Origin of the sequence: Mycobacterium sp. EPa45, from assembly GCF_001021385.1 — a bacterium.
Taxonomy (GTDB): Bacteria; Actinomycetota; Actinomycetes; order Mycobacteriales; family Mycobacteriaceae; genus Mycobacterium.
Genome location: NZ_CP011773.1, coordinates 4162965 through 4184502 on the forward strand (window position 1 = coordinate 4162965; position 21538 = coordinate 4184502).

A 21538-nucleotide genomic window follows, 5' to 3' on the forward strand; every position below is an offset into this window, starting at 1 on the left:
ATGAAAAGAGAAGGACCGCTCTACGCGTTGTTTCTCAACTGTTCACTCAAGAGCTCTCCCGAGACATCGAACACCGACGCACTCTGCGATCTGCTCATCGAGCGGTTGCGGGCCCACGAACCCGACATCGAGACCGAGGTCGTCCGCGTCGTCGATTACAACGTCAAGCCTGGCGTCAGCAACGACGAGGGTGACGGCGACGAATGGCCGCAGATCCTGGAGAAAGTCAAGCGCTGCAACATCATCGTGCCGGCGATGCCGATCTGGATGGGTGTGCGTTCCTCGGTGATGCAACGGGTCATCGAAAGGCTCGACGGCACAACCAAGACGGTGATGTGCGAGAAGACCGGACAGTTTCCGCTGTACGGGACAGTGGCAGGCTGTGTGGTCACCGGCAACGAGGACGGCAGCCACGACTGCGTGGCGAACACCTTCGCGAACCTGCTGCACTTCGGTGTGACCGTCCCGCCCAACACCGACCTCTATTGGGTCGGAGACGCCGGGCCGGGCGCTAGTTACATCGAGGCGGGTGGCGAGTTGTCGCCCTATGTCCGGCGCAACGCCGAATTGACCGCCATCAACCTCCTCTTCGGGGCGAAACTGTTGCGCGACAACCCGTATCAGATCAACATCGCCGAGCTCAACGCGACGATGATGCGCCGTAACAAAGTCAAGGCGGATGCGATGAACCTCGCCATCAACTACATGCGCGAGCACATGCCCGACTGATCGCCTGAATCGAAAGGTTGGAACCGGCCATGCAGCTGCCAGAACTGGTTGAGGGCCTCGGCGTCGCCGACGTCGTCGACGCCATGGAGATGCAGCACCCCCATCGCGCTCACATCATCGAGCTCGCCAGTCCGGACCCGTCGCGAGTGCTCGTGGGTCGGGCGGTGACCGTCTCGTTTCTGCCGGTGCGCGCCGACCTCATGGACCCGCAGAAGCACAGTCTCGGTCCGGCGATATACCGGGCCGTCGCCGGGCACGATCCGGCCGGCGCCGTACTCGTGATGGCGGCGAACGGCTATCACGCGACGTCGCTGGGTGGCGGCACGAAGCTCAGCCGCGTCGAGAACCTGGGTATGGCGGGCATTCTCGCCGACGGCATGCTCCGCGACTTCGAGGAGCTGCGAACCTACAACTTCGCGACCTACTGTCGCGGGGAGACGGTCCGCGCCGGCGGCAACGAAATCCAGCCGTACCTGGCCGACGTTCCCGTTGCGGTCGGGGGCGTCACCGTCGTCCCCGGAGACGTCATCTTCGCGAAAGGCTCCACGGCCGTGGTGATCCCCGGCGCCGAGGCCGAACAGATCTTGACCAACGCCCGGGTCGTCATGACGAAGATGGATCAGGCCAAAGAAGCCCTCAAGACCGAGGACCCGCAGGCTGTCCTGAGGCAGGGAAGCGGCGAACTTTAATCGTCGAGCAGGTCGCGCACCACCGCGTCGGCCAGCAAGCGGCCCCTGTCGGTGAGCACCAGCCGATCCCCGACACCGCTCAACAAACCCTCCGCCACCGCCCGGCCGGCGCGCGCCCGTTCGGATTCCGTCAACACCGATACCGGCAGCCCACCGCCCAACCGAATCCCCAACAGCACGCTCTCGATGTGGCGGGCGTGAGCGTCGAGGCGCTCGAAATCGGCCACCGGCAGCCGGCCCTCGGCGAGCTGCTCGGCATAAGCGCTCGGGTGCTTGACATTCCACCACCGGGTGTCGCCGACGAACCCGTGGGCTCCGGGCCCCGCGCCCCACCACTGCCCGCCGTTCCAGTAGCCGATGTTGTGCCGGCACTCCCCGCCGAGCCGGCTCCAGTTGGACACCTCGTACCAGTCCAGGCCGGCCGCCGACAGCCGCTTGTCGATCAGTTCGTAACGGTGGGCGAGCACGTCGTCGTCGGGCGCGCTGATCTCGCCCCGGCGCACCCGGCGTGCCAGCGCGGTGCCCTCCTCGACGACCAGTGCGTAGGCCGAGACGTGGTCGACGCCGGCGGTCAGCGCGGCGTCAAGCGAGCGCATGAGGTCGTCATCGGACTCCCCCGGCGTGCCGTAGATGAGGTCGAGGTTGAGGTGGTCGAAACCCGCGGCCGTCGCCTCGGCAGCGGCCTGCACCGCGCGGCCCGGGGAATGGGTCCGGTCCAGCACCGCCAGCACCCGTGGCGCAGTCGACTGCATGCCCAGCGACACCCGGGTGAAGCCGGCGGCCCGGATCTGCTCGAAGAACTCCGGCGATGTCGACTCCGGGTTGGCCTCGGTGGTCACTTCCGCCCCGTCGGCCAGCACGAAGTTGTCCCGCACAGCGCCCAGCACCTGGGTCAGGCCCGCACCCCCGAGCAGCGACGGGGTGCCGCCGCCGACGAAGACCGTATCGACTGCCACCTCGCCCAGCAGTTCGGCAGTCAGTTCCAGCTCGGTGCGCAGTGCCGTCAGCCAGCCCTGCGGTGAGGCACCGCCCAGCTCGCCGGCCGTGTAGGTGTTGAAGTCGCAGTACCCGCAACGCGTGGCGCAGAACGGCACATGGACATAGACCCCGAACGCCGTGCCGGGCGTGAGGGCCAGTTCCGGTAGGGCGGTCGGTGCGGGACGGACCGACATGCTTCCAGTGTCGCAGAGCGGACTTTTACTCACGGCGAGCCAAAATTTGGCCCGGTTAGAGCTATCGACGGGGTTCGTGGCAGAATGGCCCGCATGACAGCCCCCCAGACCCTGCGCAGCCCTGCGCTGGTGGTGCGGCGGCATGTCGATTTCAAGCGCGTCTGTACCTGTTGTTGTCTGGCTTGACGCCGTAGACCCGCCCACCTGTACTTCAGCTGGCCGACCGGATCTGCGCCGCCGGAACACAGCTCACCGGTGGATTAGCGCGATTCGAACGCCAGCTCCTTGACCTTGAGGAGCACATTTCATGAGTCAGCCGACAACGGCCGCGCCGAAGAAGCGCAGTGAGGGCCAGTGGGCCCTCGGCGAACGCGAGCCACTCAATCCCAACGAGCAGTTCAAGCAGGATGACGACGCACTCAACGTGCGCGCACGAATCCTCGACACGTACTCCAAGCAGGGCTTCGACAGCATCGACAAGACCGATCTGCGGGGCCGGATGCGCTGGATGGGCCTCTACACCCAGCGTGAGCAGGGCTACGACGGCACCTTCACCGGCGACGAGAACGCCGAGCTGCTGGAAGCCAAGTACTTCATGATGCGGGTGCGCTGCGACGGCGGGGCGCTGTCGGCCGCCGCGCTGCGCACCATCGGTGAGATCTCCACCGAGTTTGCCCGCGACACCGCCGACATCTCCGACCGCGAGAACGTCCAGTACCACTGGATTCGGATCGAGGACGTCCCGCAGATCTGGGAGCGGCTGGCCGCGGTGGGGCTGCAGACCACCGAAGCGTGCGGCGACTGCCCGCGCGTGGTGCTGGGCGGCCCGCTCAACGGCGAATCGGTCGACGAGGTGTTGGATCCATCCTGGGCGGTCGACGAGATCGTGCGCCGCTACATCGGCAACCCGTCGTTTTCCAACCTGCCGCGTAAGTACAAGACCGCGATCTCGGGTCTGCAGGACGTCGCGCACGAGGTCAACGACATCGCGTTCATCGGGGTCAACCATCCCGAGCACGGTCCTGGCCTGGACATCTGGGTCGGCGGCGGGCTGTCCACCAATCCGATGCTCGCCCAGCGCCTGGGCGCGTGGGTGCCGCTGGACGAGGTGCCCGAGGTGTGGGAGGCCGTCACCTCGGTGTTCCGTGACTACGGCTATCGCCGGCTGCGCAGCAAGGCGCGGCTGAAGTTCCTCATCAAAGACTGGGGCGTAGAGAAGTTCAGGGAAGTTCTCGAAACGGAGTACCTGGGTCGCAAGCTGATCGACGGCCCCGCGCCGGAGCCGCTGAAGCACCCGATCGACCACGTCGGCGTCCAGAAGCAGAAAAACGGGCTCAACGCCGTCGGCGTCGCGCCGATCGCGGGCCGCGTGACGGGCACGATCTTGACCAAGGTCGCCGACCTCGCGGAGGCCGCGGGCTCCGACCGGATCCGGCTCACGCCGTATCAGAAGCTGGTCATCCTCGATGTCGCCGATGAAAAATTGGCCAGGCTGACCGAAGAACTGGACGCGCTGGGGCTGCCGTCGCGGCCGTCGTCGTGGCGCAAGAATCTGATGGCCTGCACGGGCATCGAGTACTGCAAGCTGTCGTTCGCCGAGACCCGCAACCGCGCTCAGGTACTGGTACCCGAACTCGAGCAGCGTTTGGAGGATCTCAACGCCCAGCTCGATGTACCCGTGACGGTCAACATCAACGGCTGCCCGAACTCCTGCGCCCGCATTCAGGTCGCCGACATCGGTTTCAAGGGCCAGATGGTCGACGACGGCGACGGTGACTCGGTGGAGGGCTTCCAGGTGCATCTGGGGGGCAGCCTGGGCCTGGACAGCGGTTTCGGACGCAAACTGCGCCAGCACAAGGTCACCAGCGAAGAGCTCGGTGACTACATCGAGCGGGTGGTCCGCAACTTCGTGAAACAAAGGAACGACGGAGAGCGTTTCGCCCAGTGGGCCGTACGGGCACAGGAAGAAGAGTTGCGATGAGTATTGGGGTGGAGCGAGTGACCGAGGCTGAGCTGCGGGAGCTTGCAGAACGTGGCGCCGCCGAACTCGAGGGCGCCAGTGCGTTGGAGTTGTTGGCCTGGACCGACAAGCATTTCGGCGGTGAATACGTGGTGGCCTCCAATATGCAGGACGCGGTGCTGGTCGATATGGCCGCCAAGGTGCGCCCCGGCGTGGACGTGCTGTTCCTGGATACCGGCTATCACTTCGCCGAGACGATCGGCACCCGCGACGCGGTCGAGGCGGTGTACGACATCCACGTCGTGAACGTCACACCCGAGCAGACTGTGGCCGAGCAGGACCAGCTGCTGGGTAAGGACCTCTTCGCCAGCAACCCGACCGAGTGCTGCCGGCTACGCAAGGTGGTACCGCTGAGCAAGGCTCTTCAGGGTTACACCGCCTGGGTCACCGGTATCCGCCGCGTCGAGGCGCCCACCCGCGCCAACGCGCCGCTCATCAGCTTCGACGAAGGCTTCAAGCTGGTGAAGATCAACCCGCTCGCTGCATGGAGCGACGAGGACATGGATGCCTACATCCAGGCCAACGGTGTGCTGGTGAATCCCCTTGTCGAAGAAGGGTATCCGTCGATCGGCTGCGCCCCGTGCACAGCGAAGCCGGTCGAGGGCGCCGATCCGCGCAGCGGACGCTGGCAGGGTTTGGCGAAAACAGAATGCGGCCTTCACGTTTCGTGAGGCTCATCCTCACCGCGCACGGCAGTGCCGATCCGCGCTCGGCGGTCACCACATACGCGGTGGCCGAGCATGTCCGCGCGCTGCGGCCCGGGCTCGACGTGCGAGTGGCGTTCTGCGAGAAGCACGCCCCCAATCTCGGTGATGTCCTGCGCACACTTGACGGCCCGGGGGTGGTCGCGCCGCTGCTGTTGGCGAGCGCGTATCACGCCCGCGTCGACATCCCGGCGATGATCGCCGATGCGGGTGTCGACGTGCTCCAAGCCGACACCCTGGGCGAAGATCTCCGCCTGTTGGCGGTCATGCGGGAACGCTTGGCGGAGTACCACATTCATCAGTTCGAGCGGGGGCTCGGCGTGCTCGTGGTGGCGGTCGGCTCGTCGCATGCCGCAGCCAACGCACGCACCGCGGCGCTCGCCGACACGTTGGGCCGCGGCACCCGCTGGTCGGGAGTCCAGGTCGCCTATGCGACCGGGCCGCAGCCCTCGGTGCAGGACGGCATCGAGCTGCTGCGTCAGCGTGGCGCGCGTCGGATCGTCGTGGCGCCGTGGTTCATCGCGCCGGGCCGCATCACCGACCGGGTGGCCGCGATCGCCGACGCCGCAGGCCTTCTCATGGTCGAGCCGTTGGGCGCGCATCGGCTGGTCGCCGAGACGGTGCTCGACCGCTTTGATCAGGCGTCAGCCTCCAGGGTCGCGGCCTAACTGGCCGCGACCTGGACCTCACCGGCGATCGGCGGCACCCGGGTGGCCCGCACGTACACACTGTCGCCCTCCTTGAGCCCCAGCGCCTCGGCGTCACCGCGGGTGATCTGCGCGGTGAACGGCGCCCCATTGGTGGCGCTGGTCAACTCCACGCGCACCTCGAAGCCCAGATAGACGACCCGGTCGATGGTGGCGCGCACGACGCCGGTCGATTCTGCCGTGCCGTCGCCGGCTGCGATCGCCATCTCGGGGTTGCGGCCCACGCGAATGTCGTGCGGGCGCACCAGTATTCCGTTGAGCGACGACACCGTGCCGAGGAACGACATCACGAACGCGTTGGCCGGGCTGTCGTAGACCTCGGTCGGTGTGCCGACCTGCTCTACCTGTCCCTTGTTCAGGACGGCGATCCGGTCGGCAACGTCGAGTGCCTCGGCCTGGTCATGGGTGACGAGCACCGTCGTGACATGCACCTCGTCGTGCAGGCGACGCAGCCAGGCCCGCAGATCCTCGCGGACCTTGGCGTCCAGCGCGCCGAACGGTTCGTCGAGCAGCAGTACCTCGGGATCGACGGCCAGCGCGCGAGCCAACGCCATCCGCTGGCGCTGGCCTCCGGAAAGCTGGTTGGGATAGCGGGTTTGGAACCCCGCCAGCCCGACGACCTCGAGCAGGTTATCCACCTTGTCCTTGATCTCGGCCTTCGGCTTCTTGCGGATCTTGAGTCCGAACGCGACGTTGTCCCGCACCGTCAGGTGCTTGAACGCGGCGTAGTGCTGGAACACGAAGCCGATTCCACGCCGCTGCGGGGGCACGTTGGTGACGTCGCGCCCGTTGATCGTGATCTTGCCGGTGTCGGGTTGGTCCAATCCGGCGATGGCGCGCAGCAGCGTCGACTTCCCCGATCCGCTGGGGCCCAGCAGCGCGGTCAGCGAGCCGGCAGGCACCACGAAATCGACGTTGTCGAGGGCGGCGAAGTCGCCATAGCGCTTGTTGGCGCCGGTGACGGTGATGGCATTGGTCATGAAAGACGTTCTCCTAGTCGGATTACTCGCTCGCCTTGGCCCGCCGGGCATCCAGGATCACCTGGACGACCAGGACCAGTACCGCGACGGCCATCAGCAGCGTCGAGACGGCATAGGCGCCGTATTCGGCGCCGCGGCTGTAACGATCGGAAACCAGCAAGGTCATGGTTTGGGATGTGCCGGGCAGGTTGGAGGACACCATGATCACCGCCCCGTACTCACCCAGGGTTCGGGCGACGGTGAGCACGATGCCGTAGGTCAGTCCCCACCGGATCGAAGGCAGGGTGATCCGCCAGAAGGTCTGCCACCAGCTGGATCCCAGGGTGGCCGCCGCCTGCTCCTGATCGGTGCCGAGCTCGTGCAGGACCGGCTCGACCTCGCGGATCACGAAGGGAACGGTGACGAAGATGCTGGCCAATACGATGCCGGGAAAGCCGAAGATGATCTTCAGGCCGAGGTTGTTCTCGACGAATCCGAACAACCCCGCGCTTCCCCACAGCAGGATCAAGGCCACACCGACGACCACCGGCGACACCGCGAACGGCAGGTCGATCACGGCCTGCAGCGCCGACTTGCCCCGGAACTTGTTGCGCGCCAGCACCAGCGCCGTCGGCACCCCGAAGATCACGTTGAGCGGCACCACGATCGCCACCACGAGCAGTGACAACTCCAGTGCCGAGATCGCGGCGGGCGTGCTGATGGACGCGACGAACGCGCCGAAGCCCGGCGCGAATGTCCGCCACAGAATCAGCCCGACCGGCACCAGAACGAGCACCAGGATGTAGGCCAGCGCGACATAGCGGAGCAGGAAGCGCACCAGGGGGGACAGGATCATACCGACAACTCCTCCCGCTTGGCGGCGCGCGAACCGATCGCCCGCAAGATGAACAAGACGATGAACGAGAGCACTAGCAGCACAATCGAAATGGCGGCCGCGCCGGTGCGGTCGTCGTTCTCGATCAGCGTGCGGATCCACTGTGAGGAGACCTCGGTCTCCCCCGGCACCGCACCACCGATCAGCACCACCGAGCCGAACTCACCGATCGCGCGGGAGAACGCCAGCCCGGCGCCCGACAGCAGGGAGGGTAGCAACGCGGGCAGCACCACTTTGGTGAAGATGACGAAATTCGTCGCACCCAGCGACGCCGCTGCTTCCTCGACCTCCCGGTCGAGTTCGAGCAGCACCGGCTGAACCGAACGCACCACGAACGGCAGCGTGACGAACAGGAGCGCAACGCCCACACCCCATTTGGTGTGCTGCAGGTGCAGGTCGATCGGGCTGTTGGGCCCGTAGAGCGCAAGCATGACCAGGCTCGCCACGATGGTGGGCAGTGCGAACGGCAGGTCGATCACCGCGTCGACCAGACGCTTACCCGGAAAGTCGTCGCGGGTGAGCACCCAGGCGACCAGCAGCCCGAACACCGCGTTGATCAGTGTGACCCCGACCGAGATGGTCAGCGTCACCCGGAACGACTCCAGCGCGGCGTTCGAGCTGACCGTCAGCCAGAAGGCGTGCCAACCGCCTTTGGCCGACTGCCACACGATCGCGGCGAGTGGCAGCAGGACGATGACGCTCAGCCAGATCGACGCGGCACCGACCCGCAGGCTCGTGGTGCCGTGCCTGCGGGTCAGGAAGCCGGACGGCCCGCCCGGCTCACTCGGGGTGAGCTCGGGCCGGACCGCCTGTGGATTTGGCTCGATAGCTGCTGTCATCCAGTGGCCTGCTTGTAGATCTTCGTAATGGTGCCATTCTCCTTATCGAAGAGGGCGGGATCCACCTTGCTCCAGCCGCCGAGGTCGGCGATTGTCCACAATTTCTGCGGCGTCGGGAAGTCGGTGGCGAAATCGACGGCCACCGCCGGGTCGACCGGACGGAACCCGGCCTGGGCCCAGATCTTCTGTCCCTCGGCTGTATAGAGGTAGTTGTTCAGCGCGGTCGCCTTGTCCACGTGAGCGCTGGTGGTCACCACTGCCACCGGGTTCTCGATCTTGAACGTCTGCGGCGGATTGATGTGCTCGACCGGCTTGCCCTGACGCTCGGTGTTGATGGCCTCGTTCTCGTAGCTGATCAGAACGTCACCGGTGCCCTGCAGGAACACGTCGGTGGCCTCCCGGCCCGAACCCGGTCGCGTCTTGACGTGCTCGGCCACCAGCTTGGTCACGAAGTCCAGGCCGGCCTGCTCGTCCTGACCGCCGTTGCTCTTGGCGGCGTACGGCGCCAACAGGTTCCACTTGGCCGAGCCGGAACTCAGCGGACTGGGCGTGACCACCTCGATGCCGGGCTGCAGCAGGTCGTCCCAGTCCTTGATGTTCTTCGGGTTGCCCTTGCGGACGACCAACGTCACCACCGAGCCGAACGGGATGCCCTTGGTGGCGGACTTGTTCCAGTCGGCGGACACCTTGTTGGCCTTCACCAGACGGGTGACGTCCGGCTCGACCGAGAAGTTCACGATGTCGGCAGGCTTGCCGTCGACCACACCGCGCGACTGGTCACCGGAGGCGCCGTAGGAGGTCGTCACCGCGACACCCTTGCCCTCGGGGGTGGCCGCGAACGCCGGGATGATCTTGCTCCAGCCTGGCTCGGGCACGGCGTAGGCCACCAGCGTCAGCGTGGTGTCAGCCTTGGGCTGGTTTCCACCGCCGGCGACATCGCTCGAGCCGCCGCCACCGCAGGCGGCGAGCACCGTAGCGGTCGTCGCTAACGCGACGGCTGTACTCCACCGACGGACGGGAATGTGGATCTTGGGCATTGCTTGCCTTTCTCATTGCGGGTTACGGGCGAATCGAGCCCCGTCGCAACGGAATGGCGATGTTCGACAAACGAATGCCATGACAATCACCGACACCAGACCGAGGACGGGTAAGGGTGTCAGCGACAACATGCAACATCAGCAACGGCCAACGCACCGACGGCAATGAGAGCCAGAATGTGGCCCTCGCCGTAGCCGGTCGCCGATTGCATGGCGCGAAGCTTAACAGAGAATCAGCGGACGACCAGTCGACCCATCAGCGGTTTACCAGCCACAGCACGACGACCAATACCAGCAGTGCTACCAGGGCGAGCGTGACGCGTGATCGGGGCATCCCGTTCACTCCTGCGGCCGGTCAGCGTGACGCACCCGGCGCAACAGCCGGATGCCGTTGCCCAGGATGGCGTCGATGACGAGCGCGATGAGATAGGCGAGCACCAGGACGACGGGCATGACGATGATCGTCTGGACGACGAAACCCAGGCCCGACAACCACAGTTCGACGCCGTCCCACCAACTCAGCAGTCCCTGCATCGCACCAGCGTATGCCGCGGCCGCCGCCGACTACTTGCCGGTGGTAACAGCAAAGCCACGGATCAAGGCATAAGTGGACGCCAAGCGGCTCCGCGGTCGATGATGTCCCCATGGTTCTGCAAGCCCAGCCGGCCGGAGAGAACACCGACACCGTGCGCGTCCAGACGCCCCCGCCGTTGTCCGTGACGGCCCCGGTACCGTATGCCTCGCCCGCTGCGCTGCGCAACCCTTTTCCGCCGATCGCGGACTACGGTTTCCTCTCCGACTGCGAGAACACCTGCCTGATCTCGTCGGCGGGCGCCGTGGAATGGCTGTGCGTTCCCCGCCCTGACTCCCCCAGCGTTTTCGGGGCGATTCTGGACCGCGGCGCCGGGCACTTCCGGTTGGGGCCCTACGGGGTCTCGGTTCCGGCGGCCCGCCGCTATCTGCCCGGCAGTCTCATCCTCGAGACGACCTGGCAGACCCACACCGGCTGGCTGATCGTGCGGGAGGCCCTCGTGATGGGTCCGTGGCACGACATCGAGGCGCGGTCCAGGACGCACCGGCGCACCCCGATGGACTGGGATGCCGAGCACATCCTGCTGCGCACCGTGCGCTGTGTGAGCGGCACTGTCGAGGTGGTGATGAACTGCGAGCCCTCGTTCGACTACGGCCGGGTCAACGCCACCTGGGAGTACTCCGCCAATGCCTACGGCGAGGCGATCGCACGGGCCCGCAAGGATCCGGACGCCAACCCCACACTGCGGCTGACCACCAATCTGCGCATCGGTCTCGAGGGCCGGGAAGCACGCGCGCGTACCCGCCTCAAGGAGGGCGACAACGTCTTCGTCGCCCTGTCCTGGTCGAAGCATCCGTCGCCGCAGACCTACGAAGAAGCCGCCGACAAGATGTGGCAGACCAGCGAGGCGTGGCGACAGTGGATCAACATCGGCGACTTCCCCGACCACCCGTGGCGGTCCTACCTCCAGCGCAGTGCGCTCACCCTCAAGGGGCTGACGTATTCGCCGACCGGCGCACTGCTCGCCGCCTCAACCACATCTCTGCCCGAGACTCCGCAGGGCGAACGCAACTGGGACTATCGCTACGCCTGGGTGCGTGACTCGACGTTCGCGTTGTGGGGCCTCTACACCCTCGGCCTGGATCGCGAGGCCGACGATTTCTTCGCCTTCATCGCCGATGTGTCGGGCGCCAACAACGGTGAACGGCATCCGCTGCAGGTGATGTACGCCGTCGGCGGCGAGCGTGAACTCGTCGAAGAAGAACTGCACCACCTTTCCGGCTACGACAATGCCCGGCCGGTGCGCATCGGCAACGGCGCGTACAACCAGATGCAGCACGACATCTGGGGCACCATGCTCGACTCGGTGTACCTGCACGCGAAGTCACGCGAGCAGATCTCCGATCAGCTCTGGCCGGTGCTCAAGGAGCAGGTCGAAGAGGCGATCAAGCACTGGAAGGAGCCCGACCGCGGGATCTGGGAGGTGCGCGGCGAACCGCAGCACTTCACCTCGTCGAAGGTGATGTGCTGGGTGGCGCTGGATCGCGGCTCCAAGCTGGCCGAGCTGGTCGGCGAGAAGAGTTACGCACAGCAGTGGCGGGCGATCGCCGAGGAGATCAAGGCCGACATCCTGACGCACGGGGTCGACCAGCGCGGGGTGCTCACCCAGCGCTACGGCGATGACGCCCTGGACGCATCACTGCTGCTGGTCCCGTTGGTGCGGTTCCTGCCGTCGGACGACCCGCGGGTGCGGGCCACCGTGCTGGCGATCGCCGACGAGCTCACCGAGGACGGGTTGGTGTTGCGCTACCGCGTCGAGGAGACCGACGACGGCCTCTCCGGCGAGGAAGGCTCGTTCACGATCTGTTCGTTCTGGCTGGTGTCGGCGCTGGTCGAGATCGGCGAGGTGAGCCGGGCCCGGCATCTGTGCGAGCGGCTGCTGTCGTTCGCCAGCCCGCTGCATCTGTACGCCGAGGAAATCGAGCCGCGGACCGGCCGGCACCTGGGCAACTTCCCGCAGGCATTCACCCACCTGGCGTTGATCAACGCGGTGGTGCACGTGATCCGCGCCGAGGAAGAAGCCGACAGCACCGGAGGGTTCCAGCCGGCGAACGCGCCGATGTAGTCAGGCGAGGCGGTCGGCCATCAACGCCGCCTCGATCCGCTCGAGCAGGGCGGCGGCAGCCGCAGCGCCCTGCCGGTCGCCGCCGAGGGCGCTTTGGATCTGCTCGGCCCACTGCCGCCGCAGGCGTTTGAGATTTTCGGCGGCCCGATCCGTAGGAAACAGATTCACCCCGCGGGCGTCGTGCGGATCGGTGCGGCGCTCGACGAAGCCGCGGCGTTCCAAGGTTCGAAGCGCGGTGGACATATTGCTACGTTGCAGACCGGTCGCCCGCGCGAGGTCACTGGGCGTGACGCCCGGGTGGTGATCGATATGCCGCATCACATTGGCCTCCGACGGCGTCAACTCGACGACGTCGGCATAGCGGCGAAGCCGAAGCTCCCGCCCGACGCCGATGATCGCCTCGGCGAAATCGGCCAGCTCACCATCCATGGACAAATACTAGCGCACTAGTTATGGTTTAATAGTTATTATCTCATAACTACCTGATCGAGGACTTTGATGACGACCGCCACCCAGGCCGCCCAGGCACCCCAGCGCGACGGCATCTCGCCGTGGCTCCTCGTGGTGCTCGCTCTGCTGAATGCGGTCGCACCGGTGGCCACCGATCTCTACCTCCCCGCATTCCCGGAGATGACCGCGGAGCTGCAGGCCAGCGCCACCGCCGTGCAACTCACCCTGACGGCCTTCCTGCTCGGGCTGACCTTCGGGCAGTTGTTGTTCGGTCCGCTGTCCGACCGCCTCGGCCGGCGCGGGCCGCTGATCGTCGGCGCGGTGCTGTGCGTACTCGCCAGCGTGATCGCCGCTACCGCCCCGACCATCGGCGTCCTCATCGCGGCCCGGTTCGCCCAGGGGTTCACCGGCGCGGCCGGCATGGTGATCGGTCGCGCGGTGATCTCCGACCTGGCTGCCGGGAAGGCCGCGGGGCGGGCATTCAGCCTGATGATGATCGTCGGCGGTGTCGCGCCGGTGGTCGCGCCGTTCGCCGGTGGACTGCTCGTCGGCCCCGTCGGGTGGCGAGGGATCCTCTGGGTGGTCTGCGCCATCACGGTCGCCATGCTGGTCGCATCCGTGGCCGTCGTAAGCGAATCCCACCCGGCACATCGGCGCGCTGAAATGAAAGCTACTGCCGCACAAGGTAACTCGCCGTGGCAGGCACTGTGTTCTCGGGCGTACATCGCCAACACGCTGGCGTTCGCGTTCGGCTTCGCGGTGATGATGGCCTACATTTCGGCCTCGCCGTTCGTCTATCAGGTGATGGTGGGCCTCACCCCGGCCCAATATGGCATCGCGTTCGGCGTCAACGCGCTGGGCATCGTCACCGTCAGCTCACTGTCGGCGCGGCTGAACCGGAGCATCTCCACCGCCACGTTGCTCGGAATCGGCTTGGTACTGACCATGATCGCGACGCTGAGCCTGCTCGCGCTGGTCCTCACCGGGGCCCCGACCTGGCTGCTCCCCATCCCGATCTTCGTGGCCGTCGCAAGCCAGGGATTGATCCTCGGTAACGCCACCGCGCTCGCGCTGGGCGCCGTCCCCCGCGCAGCAGGTTCGGGATCGGCCGGGCTGGGCGCGCTGCAATTCGGCCTGGGCGCCGCCGTTTCACCACTGGTCAGCCTTGGCGGCGAGCACACCGCCTTACCCCTCGCCCTGGTCATGGTGACACTGGCGGTGCTGGCGCTGACCGCCTTCCTCGCCGGGCGACGAGTCAGCTGACCAACGCCGGCTTGCGGTCGCTAGCAGCTACTGCCCTTGGTTGCGCTCAGGGCGAGGAGAGCAAGGGCTTGGTGCCGTGATGCAGCTCGGCGACATCCGGGTGGGCGCGGGTACGGGACTTCCACGCGTTTTCACCGTAGGTGTTGAAGATCGGATTGTCCGGATCCGCTTCAACCCCGCGGGAGCGGGCCGCAAGCTCGGGCGGCAGGGCGATGATCGGGATCGTCGCGTCCAGCGCCGGATTGACGAAGTACGGAATCGACACCCGGTCGGTGCCCGGGGGTGGCGTCAGGACCCGGTGCCGGGTAGCCCGCAGATATCCCCCGGTCGCCACCTCGAGCAGCTCGCCGATGTTGACGACGAACGCGCCGGCCAGCGGCGGCGCGTCGAGCCATCCCCCGTCGGCCGATTCCACCTGCAGCCCGGTTGAGTCGGGCTCGAGCAACAGCAGAGTCAGCACACCGGAATCCTTATGGGCGCCAACGCCTTGCGCGTAGTCGCCCCGCCCCGGATAGCGGACGACTTTGATCAGAGTGGCGGGCTTGTCGGCGAAAGCGGCGTCGAAGGTGTCGTCCGAGGCGCCCAGGGACACCGCCCAGTGCCGCAGCAGGCGCACACCCACCTTGGACAGCGCGGCATCCCAGCGCTCGAAGGCGGCGCGAAAACCGGCTGGGGTGGCCGGCCACAAGTTCGGTCCCTGCAGTCGCCAGTATCCGGCCGCGTCCTCGATGACGGGGCGCTGGGGCCCGATGTCGATCTGTTCGCGCCAGTCCACCTTGCCGTTGGTGAGCTCTCCCCCGACCCGCGAGTAGCCCCGGAACTGCGGGCTTTTCAGCTGGCTGATCTCGTTCTTGGCTGCCGGCGGAAGCGCGAAGAAGGTCCGGGCCAGCGTCAGCACCTCGTCGATCTGAGCGTCCCGCACCCCGTGGCCGACCAGATAGAAGAATCCGATGTCGTGGGCGGCCTCGCGCAGCCGCGAGCGGAAGATGTCTGCGTTCCGGTCGGCTTCGGCGAGGTCGAGTACGGGAAGCACGAGTGTCATTGTGCGGCAGTGGCGTGCCGCCGCGCCACGGGTGTTCACCTGAACTGCAGGGCTGTGAAGCAATCACGGTGCTTCGATCTCTTGCCTGCGGTGACCGTCGCGCCGACGATGGATCCCATGAGCTATCACACCGTCAGCACGTCGCGCCGGGAAATCGACTTGGCCACCGGCATTCTGGTGGGTCTGCGTGGCTGCACGGAGAGGGATGCGTTCGCCGAGCTGGTGGCCGTGGTGCAGCGCACCGGGGTCAGCCTGGGCGGCATCGCGCGGGCACTGGTGGCGATCGCCGGACCGTCCGACGCCTCGGTTCCGCATCAGGCCGAGGCATTCGACGCGTGGGCTGACCTGCTCGCCGCGCGTGCGATCACGGTCTCCGCGCAGTAGATATGACGACGGTGGCGGACAGATTCAGTGCCCATCCGATTCCAGCTCGCTGCAACGAGATGCGCTCGAACTGAAGCCTCACCGATTACTCGACTGGCCCGGGACAAAAATCCACGGTGAGCAGAACTAGGTGACGCCCGAGCGCACCGGGGTATTGGAGTACCAGACAACGCATCCATAACAAGGAGCGAGCCATGGGCGTACCGGGCGCGGGCACCGTCAGTCCGCACGAACTGCAGAATCGGCTCGGCTCACCGGCACCGCCCCGTCTGCTGGACGTCCGCACGCCCGGCGAATTCGAGACGGCCCATATTCCCGGCGCGTACAACGTTCCGCTCGACGTCGTACGCGAACACACCTCGGAGGTCGTCGGCCGGCTCGATGGTGATGTCGTCTTCGTCTGCCGGTCCGGTCAGCGGGCCACCCAGGCCGCGGAGCTGTTGCACGATGCCGGTCTGACCACCGGCTCGGTACTCGAAGGTGGGATTCTCGGTTGGGAAGGCCATGGCCTCGACGTCGACCGCGGTGCCGCGCACTGGGAGATCGAGCGGCAGGTGCGAATGGTGGCCGGATCGATCGTTCTCACCTCTGTTGTGGGCAGCATCGCGATCCCGAAACTCAAGTGGCTGGCTGCCGGCATCGGTGCGGGCCTCACCTATGCAGCCCTCAGCAACACCTGTGCGATGGGGACCGCGTTGTCCAAGCTGCCCTACAACCGCACACCGTCCGCAGACGCTTCGCGGATCGTCAGACGGCTCGGGCACACCCGCGCCGACGGTGGTTGAGCTTGGCACCCGACACGACGCCGCCGAAATCTACCTATCATCACCCGGTGTCGATACTGGGATCCGGCCATTCGCCGACGCGGCGGTCACGGCCCGGCCGCATCGTGGTCGTCGGCGGCGGTTTCAGTGGCACGATGGCCGCGGTCAACATCGCCCGGCTGACCGAATACCCGGTCAAGATAACCGTGGTCAACAACCACGGCCCGGTGGGACGCGGAGTCGCCTACGGACTGCGCCGCCCGGAGTATCTGCTCAACGTCGCGGCCCGGAACATGTCCGCGTTCCCTCATGAGCCGAACCACTTCCTGGACTGGCTGCGCACCCGCTCGGAATTCGAACGCACGCCCGAAATCGAGCTACGAGAGCAGTTCGTGTCCCGCCAGATCTATGGCGATTACGTGCGGTCCATCGCCCAGCATCATCTGCAGAGCCCGGGTGAAGGCACTTTCGCGTCATCGACGTTGGTCGACGGTGAAGTGGTCGACCTCGAGCCCGGCGTCACCGGGTGCGTCGTCCGCTTGGCGGACGGAACGGCGATCGAAGCCGACCGCGTCGTCTTGGCCACCGGCAACGAGCCACCTGCACCCCTGCCCGGCTCGGAGCGACTGTCCGGCCACCCGGCCTGGGTCGAAAATCCATGGCGGGCATGGGAACAACACCTACCACACGACGGCAGCGTCGTCCTACTCGGCACCGGACTGACATCCGTCGACGCCATCATCACGCTGCGTGCGTTGGGGTGGCTGGGCACCATTCATGCCATCTCCCGGCACGGCTGGTTCCCCCACGCGCACTTCCGCGGAATCGAATACCCGGAATTCCCGCCTGCCGGTGTCGATCTGGCCGAGTTGGGACTCGAGCAGCTGGTTGTGCTCATCGAAAGCCACTGCGCGACGCTGCACGAGCTCGACGCCAACCCGGCCATCATCGTGGACAAACTACGGCCCCACACGCAACGAATCTGGGGTGGCTTCAGCCGGGAAGAGCGCATCACGTTCGCGAAGCGGTACGCGGCTCGCTGGAATGTGTTCCGGCACCGCATCGCGCCGGACATCCATGCGCAGATCACCAGTTCCCAGCTCACCGGTCAGCTCCAGGTGCACGCCGCTTCGATCACCGAGCTCGTCCCGGCTGGTAACCGCGTCCGCGTCGAGCTCGCCGACGACGAACCAGTCCTTGGTGATCTGGTGATCAATGCCACCGGCCCTTCGACGCGGTTCACCGCCACCCGGTCAGCGTTATTGCAGAACCTGTTGCGCCGCGGTGCCATTGCTCCCGACGACACCGATATGGGCGCGGCCGTCGACCCCGACCACACGGCGGTGACCGTTACCGGTGAGCGTTCTCCGTGGCTCCTCGCGCTCGGGCCGCTGCTGCGCGGCACCTACTGGGAAACCATCGCCGTACCGGAATTGCGTGTGCAAGCCAGGCGCGTCGCCGAGACGATCCTGGGCAGCGTGCGCGCCGAACAGGAAAGCCAGCTGCAGCTGGAATACATGATCTGACAGGCCAAGTCGGGGATGAGGAGAGGAGCCGGCAAGAATGGACGTGTCGATCGTCGAGACCTCTGGACTAGGTGACCGCAGCTACCTGATCAGTGTCGCCGACACTGCGGTCGTCATCGACCCGCAGCGCGATATCGACCGGGTACTGGCCGTCGCCGGCGAGCGCGGGGTGCGCATCACGCATGTGCTGGAGACCCATATTCACAATGACTACGTGACCGGAGGGCTCGAACTGGCCCGTGTCACCGGTGCCGAGTATGTGCTGCCCGCCGGGGAGGACGTCCACTATTCGCGACGCCCGATCAGCGACGGCGAGATCGTGGACGCCGGCCCGATTCGATTGCGCGCCATCCACACTCCCGGCCACACCCATCACCACGTGAGTTATGCGCTCTTGGACGACGCGTCGGACGCGGCGGCGGTCTTTACCGGTGGTTCGCTGCTGCACGGCAGCACCGGGCGGACCGATCTGCTCGGCCCCGAGCACACCGAGGAGCTCAGTCACGCGCAGTTCCATTCAGCCCGCCGACTCGTCGACGAGCTGCCCGCCGAGGCCGCCGTCTACCCCACCCACGGTTTCGGCAGCTTCTGCTCGGCGGCGCCCACCACCGGCGACTCGTCGACGATCGGTGAACAGCGACAGACCAATCCGGCGCTCACTCAGGACGAGCAGACCTACGTCGCTGAGCTTCTTGCCGGTCTTGCGGCCTATCCGGCGTATTACACACACATGGGCGTCATCAACCGAACGGGACCCGCCCCGCTAGACCTATCCCCACCCGAGCCGGTCGAGCCGGCCGAACTGCGGCGCCGGATCGACGCCGGGGAGTGGGTCATCGACCTGAGGCACCGGACGGCTTTCGCCGCCGGTCACCTCGGTGGCTCACTCGGATTCGAGCTGTCCGGATCGTTCGTCGCCTACGTCGGCTGGCTCTACACGTGGGGCGCTCCGCTGACCCTCATCGGTGACAGCGAGGACGACATCGCCGACGCACAGCGAGAACTCGTCCGCATCGGCATCGACCGCATCACCGGCGCGAGCAGTAAGCCGGTGGACGTCTTGGCCGACGGACACGCCCTGCGGTCCTACCGAGTGGCAGACTTCACCGAGTTGGCAACCGCGCGCAGCGGCGACAACGAGATCGTCGTCGTCGACGTGCGCCAGCCCCACGAGCATCAGGCCGGCCACGTGCGAGGCGCCCTCAACATCGCGGTCCACGAGCTCGCCGACCGGATCGAAGAACTACCGGCCGGCGAGGTGTGGGTGCACTGCGCGACGGGATACCGCGCATCCATCGCGGCGTCGCTGCTCGACGCACGGGGCCGCGACGTCGTTCTGGTCGACGACGAGTTCGAGAACGCGGCAGATCCGATACTCGAGTGACACCCGGCCGTGCGGCGAGCGCCTAGTTCCCCTGGCCCCCGCGTCCGAGTGAAGCCAGGTCGGCAACTGGGTCAGCGCTGTTGATCAGCCAGTCGCCGATGATGCGTGCCTTGTAGACGCGCGGATTGTGCGATGCCAGCGTTCGGGCGTTCTTCCAATGCCTGTCCAGGCCCCGCTTCTCCGACACCCCGGAGGCACCGAGCGCATCGAAGATCCGGGTGGTGGCTGACAGGGCCGCCTCGATGATCACCAGCTGAGCCTGGTCGACGGCGACCGCCGCATCGATGAGTCTGCGCCGCGCGCCCGGTTCGTCACCGGCGAGTCGGCCCTCGACGATCCGATCCAGCGTGGCGGTGCTGCGCGCCAACGCCGCCTCTGCGGCGAACACATCAGCCGACACCTCGCCGATCACCTGCAGCAGCTGCGGATCGACCGCGGGTACCGTCGTGAGCCCCTGCGGGTAATTGCGGATTCGCTCGGCCAGAGCGATTGAGCCATCGCGCAGAGCGGCTTTCGTGATCCCGGTGAGCACCGCATGCATGGCGGTCTGATAGAAGTGCGCCTGATAGCCGAAGCGGTCGGTCGCCGGGAACACGTCGCCGCGGTCAGCGCGGGCCCGCTCATAGCGGGCGGTACCGCTTGCGGTCGTGCGCTGGCCGAAACCCTCCCAGTCGTCGACGAGGGTCACCCCCGCGTCGTCTCGACGGACCAGCGCCGTCAGCAACTCGCCGTCATCGCCACGTCCGAGCACATCGAGCCAGTCTGCGTAAAGGCTGCCGGTGGCATAGTATTTCGCACCGCTGACCACCCAGTGGTCACCTTCGGCTTTGATGCTCGTGGTCAGGTTGGCCAAGGTCACGTTATTGGCCTCGGTCCACCCACCGCCGACGAATTCACCGTCCCGGAATCGTTTGATCCACGTGTCACCTGCGTCCGAGCGGGGCGCGTTGAGCCGATCCTCCACGAAAGCCAGGTGGTTGCGCCAGATGTGCGCGACGTTGGGGTCGGCCTGCGCCAGTTCGGCCAGCAGAGCGAACGTCTGCTCCAGTGACGCCCCGAATCCACCATGGACAGTTGGGATTCGGAGCAAGCCGAAGTCTGCGTCGACCAGCCAGCGCACCTGCTCGTGCGGGAACACCCGGTCTCGTTCCCGTTCGAGGTTGCCTTGGGCGATCTTGTCGAACACCGGCCTGAATACGGAGAACAGCCCGTCGTCGGAGGCGGTCGGCTCGGCCAGATACGTCGTCGGTGTGCTCATTGTCCCGGCCCTGCCGCGTCGATCCGATAGGAGTACTGCTCCTCGACCGCGACGTACCCGAGGCGGCGATAGAGAAGATGAGCCTTGCTGCGGTTGTTGATATCGGTGCCCAGCGAGGCGACGGTCAGCCCGCGCCGCAACGCAGCGAGCCAGGTCTTCTTCAGCAGCAGTTCCCCCAGCCCGTGCCTGCGCAGGTCCGGTCGCACACCGATGTAATCGGTATGCGCACTGATCTCCTGCGCGCCCGCGACTCCCGACGTGAACGTCGAGCCGAGCACATACCCGACAACCTCGCCCGACTCGTCGAGTGCGGCATTGCTGAAGTCGGGCGTGAACGCCCGGCTGGTTATGTGGTGCTCCCAGTCCTCCGGGCTCTTGGACATGTTTCCGAAGTGCTCTTCGAAAGTGCTGTGCTGCAACCGGCGGACCTGTTCACCCAGGCCCCTTTTCGTGACTTCCGGCCAGCTGATCACGGTGATCCCGGGTGCGCCGGCCCGTTCCAGCGCCCCGCGGTCCTCACCGTGCAGGGGCTTGCGGGTGCGGATGAATTCGGCTTCGCGGACCGCACCGCGGCGGGTGAGCGCATCGATCGCCGCGGGCTGGTTGGCCCCGATGATCACCCGCAGGTACGCGCCGGGAAGGTTTGCCGACTCACGGTGAAACCGGTCCACCACCGTCGCGACGACGTCGTCGATGATGTCGGACGGGACGCCGGGATCGATCACGATGTCGCCGATGACCTCACGCTCGCCGCCATGTGGGTGATGGACCGCGGCGTAGCCGCGCACCCGTCGGAGACCATCGCGCAGCACCGTCGCCTCGAACGCCGAGGCGAGTTGCTCGGCGACGTCGCGGGAGTCGGCGCCGAACTTGCGGCCACTCAGCCCGTGGGTGGTGGCGAGGAAATCCGCGATCGGTGGATGGTCGATGGTGTCGACCGGTGTCACCGACCAGTGTCCGGTGTCGCGGGTAACGAGCACGGTCATCGGTTACTCCTTGGTGGCGGCACCGAAATACCGACCAGCGTCGCCTCGTTCAGCCACGTCAGTGCGAACTCAG

At 66.5% G+C, this 21538-nt stretch carries 22 protein-coding genes; 11 read left to right on the top strand and 11 right to left on the bottom strand.

Annotation, left to right across the window (positions count from 1 at the left end):
• Together AB431_RS19925 and AB431_RS19930 are read left to right on the top strand one after the other, a co-directional pair.
• Complete coding sequence (locus tag AB431_RS19925; protein ID WP_235435710.1) at positions 1 to 729, top strand: flavodoxin family protein; 729 nt, start codon at positions 1 to 3, stop codon at positions 727 to 729.
• Between the two features lie 29 nt (positions 730 to 758).
• Positions 759 to 1418 (top strand): RraA family protein, encoded by a 660-nt coding sequence (locus AB431_RS19930; protein ID WP_047331387.1) that lies wholly within the window; start codon positions 759 to 761, stop codon positions 1416 to 1418.
• On the opposite strand, the gene hemW is transcribed toward AB431_RS19930, so the two are convergent.
• Complete coding sequence (gene hemW / locus AB431_RS19935; protein ID WP_047331388.1) at positions 1415 to 2590, bottom strand: radical SAM family heme chaperone HemW; 1176 nt, start codon at positions 2588 to 2590, stop codon at positions 1415 to 1417. The genes AB431_RS19930 and hemW overlap by 4 nt on opposite strands.
• A 307-nt stretch (positions 2591 to 2897) precedes the next feature.
• Between hemW and AB431_RS19940 the strand changes: the two genes are divergently transcribed.
• The 3 genes from AB431_RS19940 to AB431_RS19950 are packed head-to-tail and all read left to right on the top strand — an operon-like array spanning position 2898 to position 5982.
• Positions 2898 to 4571 (top strand): nitrite/sulfite reductase, encoded by a 1674-nt coding sequence (locus AB431_RS19940; protein WP_047331389.1) that lies wholly within the window; start codon positions 2898 to 2900, stop codon positions 4569 to 4571.
• Positions 4568 to 5281 carry a phosphoadenylyl-sulfate reductase gene (locus AB431_RS19945; protein WP_047331390.1) on the top strand — a complete coding sequence of 238 codons (714 nt, stop codon included), beginning with the start codon at positions 4568 to 4570 and terminating at the stop codon, positions 5279 to 5281. The genes AB431_RS19940 and AB431_RS19945 overlap by 4 nt, the downstream gene beginning before the upstream one ends.
• Positions 5278 to 5982 (top strand): sirohydrochlorin chelatase, encoded by a 705-nt coding sequence (locus tag AB431_RS19950; RefSeq protein WP_047331391.1) that lies wholly within the window; start codon positions 5278 to 5280, stop codon positions 5980 to 5982. Before AB431_RS19945 ends, AB431_RS19950 begins: the two co-directional genes overlap by 4 nt.
• On the opposite strand, the gene AB431_RS19955 is transcribed toward AB431_RS19950, so the two are convergent.
• From AB431_RS19955 to AB431_RS19975, 6 genes are all read right to left on the bottom strand, one after another.
• Positions 5979 to 7001 (bottom strand): sulfate/molybdate ABC transporter ATP-binding protein, encoded by a 1023-nt coding sequence (locus AB431_RS19955; RefSeq protein ID WP_082135751.1) that lies wholly within the window; start codon positions 6999 to 7001, stop codon positions 5979 to 5981. The genes AB431_RS19950 and AB431_RS19955 overlap by 4 nt on opposite strands.
• A gap of 22 nt (positions 7002 to 7023) precedes the next feature.
• Positions 7024 to 7836, bottom strand: coding sequence for a sulfate ABC transporter permease subunit CysW (gene cysW, locus AB431_RS19960; protein WP_047331393.1), 813 nt, complete (start codon positions 7834 to 7836; stop codon positions 7024 to 7026).
• Positions 7833 to 8714, bottom strand: coding sequence for a sulfate ABC transporter permease subunit CysT (gene cysT, locus AB431_RS19965; protein WP_047331394.1), 882 nt, complete (start codon positions 8712 to 8714; stop codon positions 7833 to 7835). Before cysT ends, cysW begins: the two co-directional genes overlap by 4 nt.
• A complete protein-coding gene (locus tag AB431_RS19970; protein ID WP_047331395.1) occupies positions 8711 to 9751 on the bottom strand; it encodes a sulfate ABC transporter substrate-binding protein in 1041 nt (346 codons plus the stop codon). The genes cysT and AB431_RS19970 overlap by 4 nt, the downstream gene beginning before the upstream one ends.
• 119 nt (positions 9752 to 9870) lie before the next feature.
• Entirely contained in the window at positions 9871 to 9963 is a 93-nt protein-coding gene (locus AB431_RS31600; protein ID WP_367646143.1) for an Ms4533A family Cys-rich leader peptide, read from the bottom strand.
• A 127-nt stretch (positions 9964 to 10090) separates the two neighbouring features.
• Complete coding sequence (locus AB431_RS19975) at positions 10091 to 10285, bottom strand: hypothetical protein (RefSeq protein WP_047331396.1); 195 nt, start codon at positions 10283 to 10285, stop codon at positions 10091 to 10093.
• A 152-nt stretch (positions 10286 to 10437) separates the two neighbouring features.
• Here AB431_RS19975 and AB431_RS19980 point away from each other — a divergent pair, with 152 nt between their 5' ends.
• The gene (locus tag AB431_RS19980) at positions 10438 to 12408 is read left to right on the top strand and encodes a glycoside hydrolase family 15 protein (RefSeq protein ID WP_369803075.1); all 1971 of its coding nucleotides are present in this window, start codon (positions 10438 to 10440) and stop codon (positions 12406 to 12408) included.
• On the opposite strand, the gene AB431_RS19985 is transcribed toward AB431_RS19980, so the two are convergent.
• A complete protein-coding gene (locus tag AB431_RS19985; protein WP_047331398.1) occupies positions 12409 to 12837 on the bottom strand; it encodes a MarR family winged helix-turn-helix transcriptional regulator in 429 nt (142 codons plus the stop codon).
• A gap of 69 nt (positions 12838 to 12906) precedes the next feature.
• Here AB431_RS19985 and AB431_RS19990 point away from each other — a divergent pair, with 69 nt between their 5' ends.
• Positions 12907 to 14121 carry a multidrug effflux MFS transporter gene (locus AB431_RS19990; protein ID WP_047331399.1) on the top strand — a complete coding sequence of 405 codons (1215 nt, stop codon included), beginning with the start codon at positions 12907 to 12909 and terminating at the stop codon, positions 14119 to 14121.
• Between the two features lie 46 nt (positions 14122 to 14167).
• Here AB431_RS19990 and AB431_RS19995 read toward each other — a convergent pair whose 3' ends face one another.
• A complete protein-coding gene (locus tag AB431_RS19995; RefSeq protein WP_047333620.1) occupies positions 14168 to 15154 on the bottom strand; it encodes an isopenicillin N synthase family oxygenase in 987 nt (328 codons plus the stop codon).
• A gap of 63 nt (positions 15155 to 15217) precedes the next feature.
• On the opposite strand from AB431_RS19995, the gene AB431_RS20000 reads away from it, so the two are divergent.
• From AB431_RS20000 to AB431_RS20015, 4 genes are all read left to right on the top strand, one after another.
• Entirely contained in the window at positions 15218 to 15547 is a 330-nt protein-coding gene (locus AB431_RS20000) for an ANTAR domain-containing protein (protein WP_369802928.1), read from the top strand.
• A gap of 194 nt (positions 15548 to 15741) precedes the next feature.
• Positions 15742 to 16332 carry a rhodanese-like domain-containing protein gene (locus tag AB431_RS20005; RefSeq protein WP_047331400.1) on the top strand — a complete coding sequence of 197 codons (591 nt, stop codon included), beginning with the start codon at positions 15742 to 15744 and terminating at the stop codon, positions 16330 to 16332.
• 47 nt (positions 16333 to 16379) lie between these two features.
• Positions 16380 to 17837 carry an FAD/NAD(P)-binding protein gene (locus AB431_RS20010; protein ID WP_235435711.1) on the top strand — a complete coding sequence of 486 codons (1458 nt, stop codon included), beginning with the start codon at positions 16380 to 16382 and terminating at the stop codon, positions 17835 to 17837.
• Positions 17838 to 17874: 37 nt separating this feature from the next.
• On the top strand, positions 17875 to 19221 hold the full coding sequence (locus AB431_RS20015) for a rhodanese-like domain-containing protein (RefSeq protein ID WP_047331401.1): 1347 nt from the start codon (positions 17875 to 17877) through the stop codon (positions 19219 to 19221).
• A gap of 22 nt (positions 19222 to 19243) precedes the next feature.
• On the opposite strand, the gene AB431_RS20020 is transcribed toward AB431_RS20015, so the two are convergent.
• Positions 19244 to 20479 carry an acyl-CoA dehydrogenase family protein gene (locus tag AB431_RS20020; protein WP_047331402.1) on the bottom strand — a complete coding sequence of 412 codons (1236 nt, stop codon included), beginning with the start codon at positions 20477 to 20479 and terminating at the stop codon, positions 19244 to 19246.
• Positions 20476 to 21465 (bottom strand): N-acetyltransferase, encoded by a 990-nt coding sequence (locus tag AB431_RS20025; RefSeq protein ID WP_047331403.1) that lies wholly within the window; start codon positions 21463 to 21465, stop codon positions 20476 to 20478. The genes AB431_RS20020 and AB431_RS20025 overlap by 4 nt, the downstream gene beginning before the upstream one ends.
• Between the last annotated feature and the right edge of the window lie 73 nt (positions 21466 to 21538).